Source organism: Bacillus sp. AR2-1 (assembly GCF_008368755.1).
Lineage (GTDB): Bacteria > Bacillota > Bacilli > Bacillales > Bacillaceae_G > Bacillus_A > Bacillus_A wiedmannii.
On record NZ_QORY01000030.1, the window covers coordinates 59,110 to 76,036 of the forward strand.

The following is a 16,927-nucleotide window of genomic DNA, read 5'->3' on the forward strand; positions in this document are numbered from 1 at the left end:
AAAACAAATCGTTTTCAGCTATCTTTTTTTGTTTAAAGTGGTGGTAAATCAATCTTACCTTCTTCAAATAATTCTTTTATCATATGCTTCGTATAACCAGCGGCTTGACCAAAGGTGATTTTTGCTGGCATTGGTGCTTCATTTACATCTACAACTACATCAATAATACACGGACTATTTTGTTTTACCGCACTTTCGAAAGCAGGAAGTAGTTCATCTAAATTCTCAACACGGTATCCAATACCTCCGCACGCCTCTGCGTATTTTGCAAAATCAGGGTTTGTTAAGTCTGTACCAAATTCGATATTCCCCATAACTTCTTGTTCGAATTTAATCATGGCGATTTTATTATTGTTTAAAACGACGACAACGATTGGTAGTTTATATTTAACAGCTGTTACGAAATCGTTCATTGTCATTCCAAAACCACCGTCACCACAAACCGCAAATACTTGTTTATCCGGGAAAGCAATTTTTCCAGCAAGTGCACCAGGTAAACCGCAGCCAAGTGTTGCGAGCCAGCTAGAAATAATAAATTGCTGATTTGTCATACGAAAGTGCCTTGCTGTCCATACTGTTACATTTCCGACATCGACTGATAATATTGCATCATCATGAGCTACTTGTTGCAGTGCATGCATAACGCGTTGTGGTTTAATTGGAGTAGAAGAATCTTCTTCTTGATTGTGTAATTTTTCTTCCCACTTTTTCATCATTTCTTGATGATGCTCTAAGAAGGAATGGTCCTCGTGTTTTTCTACATTTTCAATTAACCATTTTAATGTTTTATCAGCATCACCAGCTAAGCCAATATCTGTTACGTAACGTTTTCCGATTTGGGCAGGATCAGTATCGATATGAATTGTTTTTGCTTTTTCGGGCAAGAAACCTGTGAACGGATAGGATGTACCAATCATAATTAAAGTATCCGCATGTTTCATTGCTTCATAAGAAGGTTTCGTTCCAATTAATCCTAATCCACCGATACAAAGTGGATGTTCATCAGGAATAATTCCTTTAGCTGGTAATGTAAGTACGATTGGAGCACCGATGTGTTCTGCGAAAGTAAGTAAAGAGTCTCTCGCATGTTTCGCACCTTTTCCAGCTAAAATTACAGGCTTTTTCGCTTCATTTATTGCGAGTTTTGCAGCATGTAAATCTTCTTCTTGCGGAAATAATTCAGGTAATGTAAAAGAAGTATTTGTAACACGAGCACCACTTTTTACTTCGAATTTCGGAACATCATCTGGAATCGTAAGAACAGATACACCTTTTTTCGTATAAGCCATTCGAATCGCTTGATTCACGACAGCAGGCAACTGTTCTGCTGACATAATGCGCTGGTTATATACCGCAACATCATCGAATAATCTTTCTAAGTTTACTTCTTGGAAAAAATCCGTCCCGAGTAAATCTGTTTCTACTTGACCTGAAATTGCTAGAACAGGGGCTTTATCGAGTTTAGCATCATATAAACCATTTAATAAATGAATAGCACCGGGCCCTGCGATTGCCATACAAACGCCGAGTTTCCCTGTTAATTTCGCATAGGCAGCTGCTGCAAGTGCACCAGCTTCTTCATGGCGCACTTGAATAAATTTGATTTTATCTTGTTTTTTTCGTAAAGCTTCAATTATAGAATTGATGGAATCTCCAGGCATTCCGTATATATGTTCTACTCCCCAGTCAATTAAAAGGTCAACTAGAGCTTCACCGGCTGTTTTCCCAAACATAATTTTTCCTCCTTATAATTAGGTAGATACTATTATGTTTTGGAGAAAAAGGAAAAATATACAAATGATTATATTATTATCTTTAATGATGACCAGCGAATAGTGTAAATACTGTTATTAGTAAAAATCCACTAGTTGCCCATGTTAAAAATGTCAGGAATGAGAGTTGTCTTTTTGCCTTCCAAAGCATTTCATGAATTGTAACATAGCTAAGGGAACCGATAGCACTTCCCATAATGAGCCCTTGTAGATGAAGAGCTTTTCCTTCCATCAAAATGCCAAAAACAGTACCGGTACCGAGAATAAGTGAAAGTAATAAAGTTGTTAGTAAAAATGAAATATATTTATGCTTTGTAAAGAGAAAGGGGATAATTAAAGCTAATCCTTCAGGAATATGGTGAACAACGATTGCTATTAAAAAAGGAACTGCAGATTCAGCATGATTAATAAAAGCTGTACCTAAAGCAAATCCACTTGGCAAATTATGAATAAATATAGCAAAAGAAAGAAAAAGAAAAGTTTGCCATGCTTGTTGATCTTTTTTATGTATCATTGGATGATGACAATAGTTATCTAATAAGCTCATAACTAAAATACCGATAGCTATACCAAGTATAGGCCCAATTATTTCATAGCTTGCAAATGTTTCAGGAATTATTTCAAGGGATAAAAGCCCAAGCAAAATTCCGCCGCATAATGCGTATAAACGATGCATTTTTTCTTCAATTAGCTGGCGTGTAGCAATGCCAACAGCACCGCCTAATAGTAATCCACCAAATGAAAAAAACGTAACAATCATTGGAATCCATAATCGTTCCATCGTATCACACTCCGATTCTTCCACTTATTTTTAGCTTACGAAAAGGAAAGTTAGATTAGTCCAAGTAATTATGTTTGATTATAGAGAAAAAACTAATAATTCGTTATAATTTATATATTAAACTTAAGTGGAAATATGAAATGGGGAATACGTTTGCAAACAAAATGGAGTCTATCTGAATACGAAAATCCAAAACGATATGATATAGAAAATAAAAGTCTGTCAGATTTTCCGTTCTTACTATCATGGGCGCAAAAACTAAATATACAAAATGAATGGATTCTAGATATTGCCTGCGGAACAGGAAGGGTTACAATTCCATTTATAGAAAACGGATATCAAATGATTGGTGTAGATATACATGAAGGTATGCTTGCTGAAGCAAAGAGAAAATCTATGGATTGTAAAAAAGTAAAATGGTTACAACAAGACTGTTTACAATTAAAGATTGAAGAAACGATTCCATTAGCATTTATGGTTGATCATGGATTTCAACACTTTCTTACGAATACAGATCAAAATAAGTTATTAACATCTATTCATCATGTGTTAGCTGATAATGGTATATTCCTATTCGATACACGTTTTCCTTCAAAAGAAGAATTAATACAACCATTTACAGAAGAATATTGGACAACTATTATTGATGAAAAGGAAAGAAAATGCGATCTATATACTGAAATGACATACGATTCAATTCAGCAAATACAGCATTACATAACAACAAGAAGATTTTATGAGGGTGATATGCAAGTAGAAGAACTGAAAACAACGATTGATCTTCGCTATACGTATCCACAGGAGTTAGAAAGATTATTAGTAGTGAATGGTTTTGAATTATTACATATATATAATGATTGGGAAGGAAATGAGTTAGGGGAAGACTGCTATTCTATGGTAGTAGTTTGCCGGAAGAAAAAATAGTGTTATTTTTAAAATATGAGTGTGAAAAGCTTTTAAGGAGAGAAAAAGATGACTTGGTACTTAGATAATGTTTATGAAATAAATAAAGAAGCGCCCTATACATTCTATCTTCCTAGCTCAGAAGTTTTGGAGAAATTAAAGGTTGGAGATTTGGTAAAGTTAATTTTTGTAACTAAAATCGAAGACGAAGATGGGTTTCATGGTGAACGAATGTGGGTGGAAATCACTGAAAGAAATGAGAAAAAGTTTGTAGGGGAACTGATCAATGATCCATATCGTTTAGATTTAAAAATAGGTGATAAAATTTCATTTGGAATTGAAAATATATGTGATACGGAATATAATGATCCAGCTTCAAAAGATTGGGATTTTTATTTTGATACGAAGGTAATTGTTAGTGATGATGTACTTGAAAAAAGAGAATTTAACTTTATGCTTAAAGAGGGTTCAAGAGAAGAAGGTGACTCTGGTTGGTCAATATTAAGTGGCTATGAAAGTGATGACTATGTCAATAATCCTAAAAACTTTCAAATTATTTCAATTGGAGTCATTTTGAATATAGATGATTCTATTTTAAACTTTCTTGAGGAACCACCTTTATGTGCATATGAAAGAAATGATGAAGGTAGATTCTATAAGATTGAAGACTATGATTGGGATGCTTATTTAAATGGATAGATGAAGTTACTATGTTCTAAAGAAAGCGATATATATTATTTCATGCTATGTGCTGGATGAAGGTTTTACAGATAATAATTGAAGAGAATAGTAGTAAATGGAGGAACTAATTATGCAGCAAATAAAAAAAATAGGAAACTCATTTTGGTATATGACACCTGTTTCTGAAACAGATAGACCTATATTAGGAATGGTCGTTGGACAAGAAAAAACTTTAATGATTGATGCAGGAAATTCAGAAGAACATGCACAATTATTTTTAGAAATGCTAAAAGAACAGAATGTATCAAGTCCTGATTTCGTAGCATTAACTCATTGGCACTGGGATCATATTTTTGGGTTGCCTGTACTACAAGATGCATTAACTATTGCGCATGCAGAAACGAAGAAAGAAATGCAGCCACTAGTATCTTATGAATGGACAGATGAAGCGTTGGACGCACGCGTAAAAGATGGGACTGAAATTGCATTTTGTGCAGATTGCATTAAAAAAGAGTTTGAAGAAAAAGCGAGAAATATTAAAATTATTCCTCCGACCTTAACGTTCCAGGATCAAATTGAATTAGACCTTGGTGAAGTGACATGCGTGTTAAAACATGTCGGCGGAGATCATGCACATGATTCAGTTGTTATTTACGTGAAAGAAGAAAAGATTTTATTTTTAGGAGACTGTATATATGCAGATATCTTCTCTTCAAAGTGGAACTATTCGATGAAACGAACGTTTAAATTAATAGAAGAGTTGGAGTCATTTGATGCTGAAACTTATATTCTTTCTCATGGGACAGCTATAAGTCAGGATGAGTTTTTACAAGAAATGCATTTGTTAAAAACAGTAGGAACTTATACAGAAATTCATAAAGGCGATGAAGAAAACATAAAGACAGCGTATAAACGAGACGTAAATAGAGAATTAAATGAAGATGAATTAGAAACAATTACGTTTTTTGTAAATGGTTATGAAATGAATAATCAGTAAGACACTACACTAATCAAATATAATTAAACTGCATAAAAAGAGTATTGAAAGTTAATTCAATACTCTTTTCAATAGTTAAATATGTAGTTTCAAACAAATTCTAAATATGGGGTTTATCGTCTAAAATAATGCCATTCTATTTATTTTTCATATAGATAGTGGTTCAAGTGGAAGCTTTCTTCGCTAATTCAGTTATATAGTTAAAAAATCCATTGTGGTTTACATCATATACTACATTTACAGGTCGTCCGTCAACAGTTTCCACTGTACGCCCCTGGCTAGGTCCATATGTATGAATAATACTATTAATTGTTTGTAATTTTGCAAGGTCAGATTTCCCGATAAAGGCAGCAGTCAATACATCCCACAAATAGTAAGTAGAGTTAGTTGAGAAATGAACGAGGGGAGGAACCATTGCATAGCATTGACCAAGAAAATCAACACCAATATATTTACGCTCTTTTGCCCAACTTTCACGTATGTCTATAGTTAATGGAACTTGGTTTGTACTTTCTAGCGTTACTAAGTCGATTTTAATTTTTGATTCCCACACACGAGCTACTGCTTCAGGATCCCAAAACGAATTCCACTCAGCCGTTCCATCATGTTCTGGTTCATGTACATTGCCGGCAGTACGAAATGTTCCTCCCATCCAAACAAGGCGCTCAATTTTCCCCTCGATTACAGGTGCTTCATATAGTGCACGCGCTAAATCGGTAAGAGGCCCTGTAAATAATAAAGTTGTTTTCTCTTCAGCTTGTAGTAGGGTTTCAATTAAATGATGATGTGCAGGTTTTTCTGCTACGGGTGTTACAACTTTTCCAGACTCATTTAAAATGGGTAAAGCATCTACATAAAATGCATGCATCCGCCACTCTTTTGGAAATGGATTTTTTGCACGGGAATTTGATGCGGCTACTTCAATATTTCCTTTGCCGAAGCGATCAATAATTTTGCGACTTGCAGACATTGCTGGTTCTAAATAGCAATCTGCAGGGATAACTGAAACACCTGTAAGTTTGACATTATCCATCTGGAGTAATAAAAATAATGAAATTAAATCATCTACACCACCATCATGATTGAAGTACACTTTTTTCATCATTATAATCTCCATCCTATATGATTTAGTTAGGAATTAAATATGAATTGCGGAAAAATCATCAATAATTTCCACCACTTCAATTTTTCCATTGATCAGTAACTCAGGAAGTTCATTACTAACGTTTCCTTTCCAATACTCTCTTGCTTGTTCAATTTTTTGAGAGAAAGGAATACCATCTTCTTTCGGTAAAAGATTTCCGTCACCTTCAAAACAATTTCCAATTACTCGTAGTTTAACAATCTGCAAAACTTCTCGATTGTAAGAATCAAATAATGCTTTCCATTTTAAAGTATCTTCATAGCTCTTTGCAGCATATAAACAAGATAATCTTGAAGGGTATTCAGGGAATTCTTGTAGTCTTACCATTTCTACAATCGTTTCTCTAACGGCTCTAATTGTTTGATTCATATAATTCATAACTACTTTAGCATTTTCATTATTTATATGTAATTCTTCATTTGTATAATGTTCTTTTAAAATTTGCATGGGATCTTCACCGTTAGAATTCAAATGTCCCCTTTCAAAAAAGAAATGAAAGAGGGTATTCGTTTGATTTTTATCGAAATGAATGATTTGTCCAATATTCATTTTTTCCCTTGTAACGATGTGGTATACGTAAAATTCTATGTCATTCATGGTTATCCTCCTAGTAGTAATGTATTTCAATGTTAAATTTAGTAATTCAACATTGAAATATATAAAACCTTTATAAGTAAGAGTGAGAATTTGATCAGAAAGTATAGTGAATATATGATAACACTTTAAATTTGTTCACAAAATGTTCACTTACGAAGAGGTTTCCATAATCGATATAATGACAAAGACTTAAACAGAAAGGATGATAGAAATTGCCAACAACAAGAAAGGAAAACCTCCAATTTGGTATGATGATGTGCCTTGGGATGGTTATTGTAATGACGTTTTATAATTTATTACTGAATGGAGCAGGAGGGCCAATTCATATTAAGGAGATCGCATTAGAACTAATAATTGGATTCATTATTGCATTATTAATTGAAATATGTATCGTTGGACCTTGTACGAAAAAACTTGTATTCATGTTACCGTTTGATAAATCGAAGAAAATAAATATTATAGTTGCGATGGCGACAGCTATGGTAATTGGAATGGTTTTCTTTATGTCTTTTTACGGAATGGCTATGATGTATTTACATGGTGGACTACAAGGAGACTCATTTGTATCGATGTATTTTTCAATTTTCATTAAAAATTTCATTTTGGCGTATCCATTACAATTAATTATTATGGGGCCACTTGTGCGTTTCTTATTTGGAAAGTTTGTTATGAAGAATAAACCTGTTAATATAGCGTAGTTATAAATATTAAAATATTATATAACGATAAAACAATAAAAAACACATCTCAAATATTTTGAGTTGTGTTTTTTATTGTTCATTTGTAGCTATTTTCATATTGATGTGACATTTGTCCTTTTGCCTTTATAGGATTATAGCTTTTAATTAAGTCAGAAATAGAAGATTAGGAGATGATTTTTTGAAAGGCGTTGTATTTGCTATTTTAGCTGGCGTATTTATTACACTTCAAGGTACATTTAATGCAAAACTTAGTTCACATATCGGTATATGGTCGACAAGTATTATTACGCATTTAATTGGATTCATTATTGCAACAACAATATTTTTGTTAAAGAAAGAAGAGAAAATAGCGGATTTAAAGGATGTGAAAAAAATATATTTAGTAGCTGGTGCACTTGGCGGATTAATTATTTGTGCAGAAACAGTAGCGATACATGCAATGGGAGTTACATTAACCGCTGGAACACTTATGGTTGCTCAATTATTAACAGCAACTCTAATTGAAATGAAGGGATTATTTCAAATAAAAAAGATACAGATGGAGAGATATCATATTGTGGGAACAATAGTAATGATTATAGGTATTGTTGTATTTAATATGTAAATGAAAGGAGGAAATGAAAATGGAGAATAGATCAGATTTAATTATCCATTATTTGAAAACTAATAAAATGCTTGAAATTTTTTCAGAGATAGATACAGCTTATTTTCAAGTAAATCATTTTGAAAAAGGCGAGCTTATTTGCAATATAGATGACGCAATGGATCGTTTATATTTTGTTGTTAAAGGTAAAGTAAAAGTTTATACGATTACACCAGAGGGAAAGAAACTGATCCTTCGTTTTATCAATCCATTGGCGGTTGTTGGCGATATTGAATTAATACAAAATAGCAAAGCGCATAATGTCGTTGAAGCTTGTTCAGATGTTATAGCCATCTCTATTTCTCATGCTGTAATTAGAAATAAGTTATTACATGATCCTATATTTATGAACTTCTTGCTTGAAAACATTGCAAACACATTAAAAATATCGACTCGTTTTACAGCACTTAATTTACTTTATCCAGTAGAAGTACGTGTAGCTAGTTATTTACTTTCTATTTCTACTGATAGTAACGGGAATATGTATAAAAAAGATTTGGATGCAACTTCGATATCAAGTATTGCGGATTTTATAGGAGTAAGTTATAGGCACGTCATACGGGTGTTACAAAAATTTTATAAAGAAAAATTAATTGAAAAGAAAAATGGTGTTATTGTAATTAAAGATTTTTTTAGAATGAAGGAAGTTGCTAAAAATAATATATATGAGCAATGAATAGGGGAGAGGGAATATGATTGGATTTAGTTTAGCTATAATAGCTGGCGTATTAATTAGTTTACAATCTATTTTTAATGCAAAGGTAAATGAAAGTGTAGGACAGTGGTTAACAACAGCATGTGTTCTTGGAATAGGTCTCATAAGTTCTATTCTATTTTATATCAGTACAGAAAACAGTATTAGCATTAAAGTGTATACTACAAATTATTTGTTTTATGTAAGTGGATTGTTTGGCATCGGGTTAATTATTTGTATAATGGGTGCAATAAAGAGTTTAGGTCCAGCGTATACGGTGTTAATTAGCCTTATTACTCAATTAGTTGTTGCGTTATGTATTGATACATTCGGATTATTTGGAATGGAGAGCATTCCATTGCAAATAAATAAATTAGTTGGGATAGGTCTATTAATTGTAGGGGTAGGAATTTTTAAAAATCTATTTTCGAGTAAGAAAGCTATTCATATAAATGAGGATAAGAAGTAGTGAATATATTTTGGTGAAGAGTTTACATCTATACAATACAATTATAAGTCAGTAACTAAAGCAGTTGAAAAATAAGAAAAGAAGAAGACCTTGTAAACTTAAGATCTTCTTCTTTTCTTATTTTCTATTGAATCGCACATGAACAAACTTTAACATCTTTATTAAGTTTACAATTCGCATCATAATGCGCGTACTACCATCCCAATCTTTATTTGTAGGTATATCTTTAAAGAAAGGAGAGCAGCTTAATACTTTTATGGTAGAAGACCATTTTTCTATTGATTTTGGATTGTTTACATAAAAATGCATCATTGCGCCGTTATTACCGGATTTCTTTACAGTAGCATTTGAAAGGTTCAGTGCAAATTTTGATTCAGCGTCAAAGTATAATTCGCCTCCAGGAAAACGTTTTGACACAGCGACTATGATTTTCTTCAAATCCTCTTCTTTAAAGTAATAAAACACGCCAGCTGATATAAAAAGAATACCGTCGTTTGGATCATATTTTATATCGTCAAACCAAGAAGTATCAAAAAATGATTTAGCGATGCTCGTGTTTCTTGGTGTATCTTCAATTAATGTTTTTCGAAATGAAATAGCATCGGGCAAATCAAGATTATACCAATGTATCGTACCGTTATCAATTCTAGAAAAAGTAGTGTCTAGTCCAGAACCGATATTTACAATAGTAGCATTTGGATGTTTTATAATGAATTTTTTTATCGTATCATCAATTTTTCGTGCGCGAGTAATGTATGTGATACATCCGTATTCACCAAATGTATTTGCTATTGTTGAGAAGTCAAAATCACATTCTTTAATAATTCGAATTGCTTCCGTATCATCTAAAATATCTTTATTTTTCTCACTGCCATAGGCACGTCCCCATAGCGGAATAAGCATCGTACCTTGTACTGAATGAATATCTATTTCTTTAACCATGAAACATCCTCCGTGTAATAAAAAATTATTTATATTTTTAATCGTTATTTAACATTTTTGAGAGCATTTTATTTGTTTTATACAATCCGTAAGTTAAATCACGTTGATCTTCTTCACTTAGTTTCTCAAGATTATTAGTGAAATTATTATATATTTGTTTCCATCTCTCATAATGTACCTTTTCAGCCTTTTCTGTTAGAGAGATTAATATAGCTCTTTTGTCTACCGTATCTTGTTTTTTTATAATGTATCCATTTAGTTCTAAATTACGAACTGTTACGCTTAATTGTTGTTTAGGTATGTTTAAATAACTGGCAATCATTTTTAAATTTACAGGCACCTTTTTTTGTGCGATATATTCCACTACGTGTTGCTCTATATGTGTAAATTCAGATGATTTTTCCGATAATAATTTGAAAGTACCTGACATATTTAATAATAAATTCATGTATTCGTTTAATAATTCGTTTTGGGTCATCATTTTCGCTTCCTTTATGCATTTAGTAATTATTTTATTACTATTTTAATGATAAAACAAGTGATTTAATCCATCATAGTAAATTAATGTTTACTATTATTTATTTTTAAAATTATATGAATTGAAATAGAAGAGTATGAGAGATGCTTTTAGGAGAGGAGAGTATGACCGGAAAGGGAATATTACTAAATACATATAACTAATGCATGCAATGTCTTTTTCAGTTATTATGTTGTAAATAATTTTATGATAAAATCTTTAACATAATGAAATAAAGGGGTAGTATTCTATGGGGTATTTCTCAAATGGTTTATTAGTTCTGTTTGTGCTTATCGTATGCAGTTGTATAATTTTTGGTTGATAATATAATGAGAGTCTTATAAAAAAGAAGTTATCTTAAGTGAGATAACTTCTTTTTATTTTATGTTAAGAAGGAATTATATTGTTCTTAGGGAAGTTTGTATAAATTAATTTCATATTAAAGATAATTGTATGAAATAAAAACAAACGAGAAAATAAGGAGTATTTACATGAATAATAGTATAAATTATACAATGGAACACCCAACAAATTTCAATGGATTATTAACTGTATATGAATCTTTAGGATGGGATTCTCTTCAATTAACGGTTAACGAGTTAGAACAAATGTGTAAACAAAGTTGGTATGCAATGTATGCTTTTGATGATAAGAAATTAGTAGGGATGGGGCGTATTATATCAGATGGTGTAATAACAGGCGTTATTTGTGGTATATGTGTATTGCATGATTATCAGTCCATTGGTATTGGAAAAGAAATCGTAGAACGATTAATCCAGCACTGTGAACTAAATAAGGTTATTCCTCAACTTATGTGTGTGGAAAAATTGCAATCTTATTATGAATCTAAAGGGTTTGAGGTATTCTCTATTGGGATGACAAAACCTATTAAAAGATAGTGTGGCTTTATATTTCCGATGTACTTGTGCATATTTTCAAACTTCATCATAAAGGAGACTGACTATATGGAGATTGCTAAAGGGGTAGAAATGTTACAACTTGAGTTTCAAGAATTTATCCCGCTTTAATGGGCAGTAAGACCCCCACCTCAAAATTCACGAAAGCAAAGAATTTAGGTGGAGGACCCCCACCTCAAAATTCAACGAAAGCAAAGAATTTAGGTGGGGGATCAACTGCCCATTAAAGTCCGATTGGTTCAACTAATAATCAGTTGGGGATGAAGAAAACCCCCACTGATTAAAGTTTCACTTTATTATTCACCCAATTCTTTTATGGGAGATGAAATGGCAGTTTTAATAGATACTGGTTTTCCTGGACAATTTGAAGATATACAAGTAGGGATGGAAAAGGTTGGGGTATCATTTGATAAGTTAAAAGTCGTGATTTTGACGCATCAGGATATAGATCATATAGGTAGTCTTCCAGAGTTATTGCAACGCTGTGGAAGTAATATTAAAGTTTATGCGCACGAGTTAGATAAGCCATATATTGAGGGAAATTTACCTTTATTGAAAGATGGAAAAGTCGAGAATCCACCAAAAGGAAAAGTGAGTAATACTGTGATTGATGGGCAAGAACTTCCGTATTGCGGTGGGATACTAATTCTACATACCCCAGGACACACTCCAGGTCATATTAGTTTATATTTGAAACAAAGTAAAACCCTTATTGCAGGAGACTCGATGTATAGTGTGAATGGAAAGTTAGGAGGAATTCACGCCCCAACAACTTTAAATGTTAAGGAAGCACAGCAGTCTTTGAAGAGGTATTCAAATCTTGATATTGAATCGGTAGTTTGTTACCATGGGGGATTAAGTAAGGAGAATATAAAGATTCAAATTCAAAATTTGTAAAAGTTGAAGAGGAATTTTTTGTTAAACTGAGCTGAAGTATAATCTAATTAATAGTAAATAAATAAAAGAGCATGTTTGAAAAAAATTCGAACATGCTCTTTTATTCAAGAAAATCTATTTAATATTAATGACCTAACCCGTTCCAATAAAAAGAAACGATTTCTTTTGCTAAGTTATCTATATTTGAAGGAATATCATTATGGCTCTCATCCTTAAAATTTCCCATTGATAATAAAGAAACGAAAGCGTAAGCAGCAAATGTAGCATTTCCTTTTGGGATTTCTCCAATTTGCATTGCGTTATCGAGTGCTTTTTCTAATACTTCATACATGTTGTCTTCAGCGTCTTTTAATTCTTTCAATTGTTCTTCAGATAATGATAGTTTTGCATCTTTCATAAAATTCTTCATATCAATATCCATCGTTGCGTGTAAGTAGACTTTAGCGAAGTCCAATAATCTTTCTTTTAAAGTCTTATTTGTAGAAAGGATTTGAGACATATTCTCGCGTATACGTATCATCATTTGAATCATAGTAGCGGTAAATAAATCTGCTTTTGTTGAATAGTAATAGTAGACGGTTGCTTTCGTAACACCACAAACTTTTGCAACTTCATCCATGGAAACGACTTGATAATTTTGAGTAAGAAATAGCCGAGTTGCAACTTCCAAAATGGTTTCTTTTGTAGACTTTGTATTTTTATTTTGACGAGGCCTTCCGAGAGGACGTTGTTTTTGTTCCAAATCCATTCGCTCCTGACATGTATTGTTGAGATAATTATAACACAAAGTTTTATTCATTCTTGATTAATTAACCGACCAGTATATATAATTAATGTTAGAGGAAAAAAGGAAGGTGGGGTTTTTATGAAAAAGCACCCGTTACATATGTTAGGGAGGCTTGTAGCAGGGAAGCATACGCAGTGGATAACTTTATCGGTTTGGATTCTTATTACATTATTACTTTCATTTACATTGCCACAAGTAAACAGTACGAAAGAACCGAATCCGAAAAATTTACCTGAAACAGCTATGTCGCAGCAAGCGGAAGCACTAATGAAAAACGAGTTTCCGAATAATGCAGGGAATCCTTTGTTAGTAGTATGGTATAAAGATGGTGGATTACAGTCACAGGATTATAAACTCATACAAGACGTTTATAAAGAATTAAAGGCCAGTCCTTTAAAAGAACAATCAACGTTACCACCATTTGATACAATACCAGAACAAGTATTATCAAAAAGCGCATCAAAAGATGGTACATCATTTGTCACACCGGTATTCTTTAATAAATCTGCCGGAACAGATATATTAAAAGGAAATCTTGAAGATTTAAGAAAGATAGTAAATAGTAAGGTGAAGGAAGATCCATTTAAACAAAAAATAAGTGAATCTGGTTTACATGTTCGATTATCTGGACCTGTAGGTATTCAAACTGATGCGGTTAGCTTATTTAGTCAAGCTGATGTGAAGCTGTTAGTTGCTACTGTACTACTCGTATTAGTCTTATTAATTTTACTGTATCGTTCACCAATTTTAGCAATTTTACCTTTACTTGTTGTGGGCTTTGCATACGGTATTATTAGTCCTACACTTGGTTTTTTAGCTGATCACGGATGGATTAAAGTAGATGCCCAAGCGATATCAATTATGACAGTATTATTGTTTGGTGCTGGAACGGACTATTGTCTATTTTTAATTTCGAGATATAGGGAGTACTTGCTAGAGGAAGAAAGTAAATATAAAGCATTGCAACTTGCAATTAAAGCTTCTGGCGGAGCAATTATAATGAGTGCGTTAACTGTTGTACTTGGATTAGGAACATTATTACTCGCTCATTACGGTGCCTTTCATCGATTTGCGGTACCATTTAGTGTTGCTGTATTCATAATGGGAATTGCTGCTTTAACAATTTTACCAGCGTTATTATTAATTTTCGGTAGAACTGCATTCTTCCCATTTATACCGAGAACAACTTCAATGAATGAGGAATGGGTAAGAAAGAAAAAGAAAGTTGTAAAAGTTAAAAAATCAAAAGGTGCTTTTAGTAAAAAACTTGGAGATGTCGTAGTACGAAGACCGTGGACAATAATTATGCTCACTGTATTTGTTTTAGGTGGATTGGCTTCATTTGTACCACGTATTCAATACACATATGACTTATTAGAATCGTTTCCAAAAGATATGCCTTCACGTGAAGGGTTTACGTTAATTAGTGATCATTTTTCAGCTGGAGAACTAGCACCAGTAAAAGTTGTTGTTGATACGAAAGGAAAAGAGCTTCCTATTAAAGAAGAACTAGAGGGATTTTCTTTTGTAAATACAGTAAAAGACCCAAAAGAGGGTAAAGAAAATAAGCAAATACAAATGTATGAGGTTTCTTTAGCTGAAAATCCATACTCAATTGAAGCGTTAGATCAAATCCCTAAATTGAAAAGTAGTGTAGAAAAAGTATTAAAAGATGCTGGGATTAGTAATGCAGAAGATCAACTATGGATTGGCGGAGAAACAGCATCATTATATGATACAAAGCAAATTACGGAACGTGATGAAGCAGTTATCATTCCAGTAATGATTAGTATTATAGCTTTATTATTACTTGTTTACTCACGATCAATTGTCGCGATGATTTATTTAATTGTAACTGTTGTATTATCGTTCTTCTCGGCACTAGGAGCAGGGTGGCTATTGCTTCATTATGGTATGGGAGCGCCGGCCATTCAAGGTGCGATACCGTTGTATGCATTCGTATTTCTGGTTGCTTTAGGTGAAGATTATAATATCTTTATGGTTTCAGAAATATGGAAAAACAGAAAGACACAAAATCACTTGGATGCTATAAAAAATGGCGTTATACAAACAGGTAGTGTCATTACATCCGCAGGTTTAATTTTAGCAGGAACTTTTGCAGTGTTAGGTACACTTCCAATTCAAGTTCTTGTTCAATTTGGTATTGTAACTGCAATTGGTGTACTACTAGATACATTTATTGTTAGACCATTACTTGTACCAGCAATTACAGTTGTTCTAGGTCGCTTTGCTTTTTGGCCAGGAAAGCTTTCAAGAAAGAGTGAAGAAGTACAAAAGGTGGATGCATAGTTAAGAAAGCCAAGGATATTTTCCTTGGCTTTCTTCTATGTATTTTATTAATTTTTTGAAGTCAAATCATCAGTTACAGCATGATCAGCATCTTCAATAGCAGTTTCTGGCATTCCATATAAGCCGTTCATTGCTTGTTCTTCTACATTAAGGTTTACAGTATTATTATTTTGAATAGGTGTATTGTTTGCGATAGCATTATCTTTTTTATTTACATTTTTGTCATTCATGTTTGAATCCTCCAAACGTCAGTTGATTTATTAATAGTATGTGGTTGGATTTCAATAAATATGTGAATGAATTTTTGTAGATGTTATATAATTAAATAAAAACTTTAACTATTAGGAGTGAACAGGTTTGGTGAAAACAAGAAAGTTAGCCTTCTAAAATAAAAAATTTTTAGGAGGCTATTACAATGAAGTTTTATATAATTGACAGAGAAAATTGGAATAGAGAGCAGTATTTTGAACATTATTTAAAGTTGAAATGTACGTTTAGTATGACTGTGAATGTTGATATTACGAGGTTATTAAAGGAATTACATCAAAAAGGAATAAAATTTTATCCCGTTTTTATATATTTAATTTCTAGAGTAATAAATAATCATAAAGAATTTCGAACATGTTTTAACGATGAAGGAGTTTTAGGATATTGGGAGGAAATGATACCAAGTTATACAATCTTCCATAAAGATGATAAATCTTTTTCAAGTATATGGACGGATTATTCTAATGATTTTCACATTTTCTATAAAAACTATGAAGAGGATATGAGGTGCTATGCTGGTGTTCATGGTCTCTTCACAAAAGAAAATGTTCCGCCAAATGTTTTTCCTATTTCTAGCATACCTTGGGCTAGTTTTACTGGATTTAATCTTAATATTAATAATGATGGTGATTTTCTATTACCAATTATAACTTGTGGGAAATATTTTAATGAAGAAAATAAGGTTATGCTACCAGTTTCATTACAAATTCATCATTCGGTTTGTGATGGATATCATGCGAGTCGATTTATAGAGGATTTACAGGAGTTAAGTAATAGTTGCAACGAGTGGCTAAAGTAATATCTAATTTTTAATTATACACAATTGAAAATGAATAAAAGAGGAGAACATGTTTATATAGCATGGTCTCTTTTTTATTCATTAATGCTAAGTAACAGTGGAAAATATA

18 protein-coding genes and 1 pseudogene are annotated in these 16,927 nt (G+C 32.5%); 11 read left to right on the forward strand and 8 right to left on the reverse strand.

Annotated features, from left to right (window positions below):
- Window positions 1-32 precede the first annotated feature (32 nt).
- Entirely contained in the window at window positions 33-1,733 is a 1,701-nt protein-coding gene (locus DT250_RS27245; protein WP_088063317.1) for a pyruvate oxidase, read from the reverse strand.
- An 82-nt stretch (window positions 1,734-1,815) separates the two neighbouring features.
- Complete coding sequence (locus tag DT250_RS27250; RefSeq protein WP_097907514.1) at window positions 1,816-2,553, reverse strand: ZIP family metal transporter; 738 nt, start codon at window positions 2,551-2,553, stop codon at window positions 1,816-1,818.
- Between the two features lie 135 nt (window positions 2,554-2,688).
- Here DT250_RS27250 and DT250_RS27255 point away from each other — a divergent pair, with 135 nt between their 5' ends.
- The 3 genes from DT250_RS27255 to DT250_RS27265 all read left to right on the forward strand — a co-directional run bounded on the left by DT250_RS27255 (window position 2,689) and on the right by DT250_RS27265 (window position 5,134).
- Window positions 2,689-3,477, forward strand: a complete 789-nt coding sequence (locus tag DT250_RS27255; RefSeq protein ID WP_149213998.1) for a class I SAM-dependent methyltransferase — start codon at window positions 2,689-2,691, stop codon at window positions 3,475-3,477.
- Window positions 3,478-3,525: 48 nt separating this feature from the next.
- On the forward strand, window positions 3,526-4,155 hold the full coding sequence (locus DT250_RS27260; protein ID WP_097907516.1) for an immunity protein Imm33 domain-containing protein: 630 nt from the start codon (window positions 3,526-3,528) through the stop codon (window positions 4,153-4,155).
- A 112-nt stretch (window positions 4,156-4,267) separates the two neighbouring features.
- Entirely contained in the window at window positions 4,268-5,134 is an 867-nt protein-coding gene (locus tag DT250_RS27265) for an MBL fold metallo-hydrolase (protein WP_088609705.1), read from the forward strand.
- A 163-nt stretch (window positions 5,135-5,297) separates the two neighbouring features.
- Here the strand turns inward: DT250_RS27265 and DT250_RS27270 are convergent, their stop codons facing one another.
- Both DT250_RS27270 and DT250_RS27275 read right to left on the reverse strand, forming a co-directional pair.
- Window positions 5,298-6,239, reverse strand: a complete 942-nt coding sequence (locus DT250_RS27270; RefSeq protein ID WP_149213999.1) for a nucleoside hydrolase — start codon at window positions 6,237-6,239, stop codon at window positions 5,298-5,300.
- A gap of 33 nt (window positions 6,240-6,272) precedes the next feature.
- Window positions 6,273-6,875, reverse strand: a complete 603-nt coding sequence (locus DT250_RS27275; protein WP_149214000.1) for a DUF2441 domain-containing protein — start codon at window positions 6,873-6,875, stop codon at window positions 6,273-6,275.
- 212 nt (window positions 6,876-7,087) lie between these two features.
- Between DT250_RS27275 and DT250_RS27280 the strand changes: the two genes are divergently transcribed.
- The 4 genes from DT250_RS27280 to DT250_RS27295 all read left to right on the forward strand — a co-directional run bounded on the left by DT250_RS27280 (window position 7,088) and on the right by DT250_RS27295 (window position 9,382).
- Window positions 7,088-7,573: a DUF2798 domain-containing protein gene (locus tag DT250_RS27280; protein WP_088063326.1), complete on the forward strand. Its 486-nt coding sequence runs from the start codon at window positions 7,088-7,090 to the stop codon at window positions 7,571-7,573.
- A 181-nt stretch (window positions 7,574-7,754) separates the two neighbouring features.
- Window positions 7,755-8,180 carry a DMT family transporter gene (locus DT250_RS27285; RefSeq protein WP_060488717.1) on the forward strand — a complete coding sequence of 142 codons (426 nt, stop codon included), beginning with the start codon at window positions 7,755-7,757 and terminating at the stop codon, window positions 8,178-8,180.
- A gap of 19 nt (window positions 8,181-8,199) precedes the next feature.
- Window positions 8,200-8,895: a Crp/Fnr family transcriptional regulator gene (locus DT250_RS27290; RefSeq protein ID WP_149214001.1), complete on the forward strand. Its 696-nt coding sequence runs from the start codon at window positions 8,200-8,202 to the stop codon at window positions 8,893-8,895.
- 16 nt (window positions 8,896-8,911) lie between these two features.
- Complete coding sequence (locus tag DT250_RS27295) at window positions 8,912-9,382, forward strand: DMT family transporter (RefSeq protein ID WP_149214002.1); 471 nt, start codon at window positions 8,912-8,914, stop codon at window positions 9,380-9,382.
- 117 nt (window positions 9,383-9,499) lie between these two features.
- On the opposite strand, the gene DT250_RS27300 is transcribed toward DT250_RS27295, so the two are convergent.
- Window positions 9,500-10,324, reverse strand: a complete 825-nt coding sequence (locus tag DT250_RS27300; RefSeq protein ID WP_149214003.1) for a class I SAM-dependent methyltransferase — start codon at window positions 10,322-10,324, stop codon at window positions 9,500-9,502.
- A gap of 37 nt (window positions 10,325-10,361) precedes the next feature.
- Window positions 10,362-10,802, reverse strand: coding sequence for a MarR family winged helix-turn-helix transcriptional regulator (locus tag DT250_RS27305; protein WP_088609711.1), 441 nt, complete (start codon window positions 10,800-10,802; stop codon window positions 10,362-10,364).
- Window positions 10,803-11,332: 530 nt separating this feature from the next.
- Here DT250_RS27305 and DT250_RS27310 point away from each other — a divergent pair.
- Window positions 11,333-11,740: a GNAT family N-acetyltransferase gene (locus tag DT250_RS27310; protein ID WP_149214004.1), complete on the forward strand. Its 408-nt coding sequence runs from the start codon at window positions 11,333-11,335 to the stop codon at window positions 11,738-11,740.
- A 313-nt stretch (window positions 11,741-12,053) separates the two neighbouring features.
- A pseudogene (locus tag DT250_RS27315) lies at window positions 12,054-12,655 on the forward strand (MBL fold metallo-hydrolase).
- Between the two features lie 124 nt (window positions 12,656-12,779).
- Here the strand turns inward: DT250_RS27315 and DT250_RS27320 are convergent.
- Window positions 12,780-13,403 (reverse strand): TetR/AcrR family transcriptional regulator, encoded by a 624-nt coding sequence (locus DT250_RS27320; protein ID WP_088063330.1) that lies wholly within the window; start codon window positions 13,401-13,403, stop codon window positions 12,780-12,782.
- A gap of 117 nt (window positions 13,404-13,520) precedes the next feature.
- On the opposite strand from DT250_RS27320, the gene DT250_RS27325 reads away from it, so the two are divergent.
- Window positions 13,521-15,752 carry an MMPL family transporter gene (locus tag DT250_RS27325; RefSeq protein ID WP_149214005.1) on the forward strand — a complete coding sequence of 744 codons (2,232 nt, stop codon included), beginning with the start codon at window positions 13,521-13,523 and terminating at the stop codon, window positions 15,750-15,752.
- Window positions 15,753-15,799: 47 nt separating this feature from the next.
- On the opposite strand, the gene DT250_RS27330 is transcribed toward DT250_RS27325, so the two are convergent.
- Complete coding sequence (locus DT250_RS27330) at window positions 15,800-15,982, reverse strand: DUF4021 domain-containing protein (RefSeq protein ID WP_000998381.1); 183 nt, start codon at window positions 15,980-15,982, stop codon at window positions 15,800-15,802.
- 185 nt (window positions 15,983-16,167) lie between these two features.
- Between DT250_RS27330 and catA the strand changes: the two genes are divergently transcribed.
- Window positions 16,168-16,818 carry a type A chloramphenicol O-acetyltransferase gene (gene catA, locus DT250_RS27335; protein WP_088063332.1) on the forward strand — a complete coding sequence of 217 codons (651 nt, stop codon included), beginning with the start codon at window positions 16,168-16,170 and terminating at the stop codon, window positions 16,816-16,818.
- Window positions 16,819-16,927: the final 109 nt, after the last annotated feature.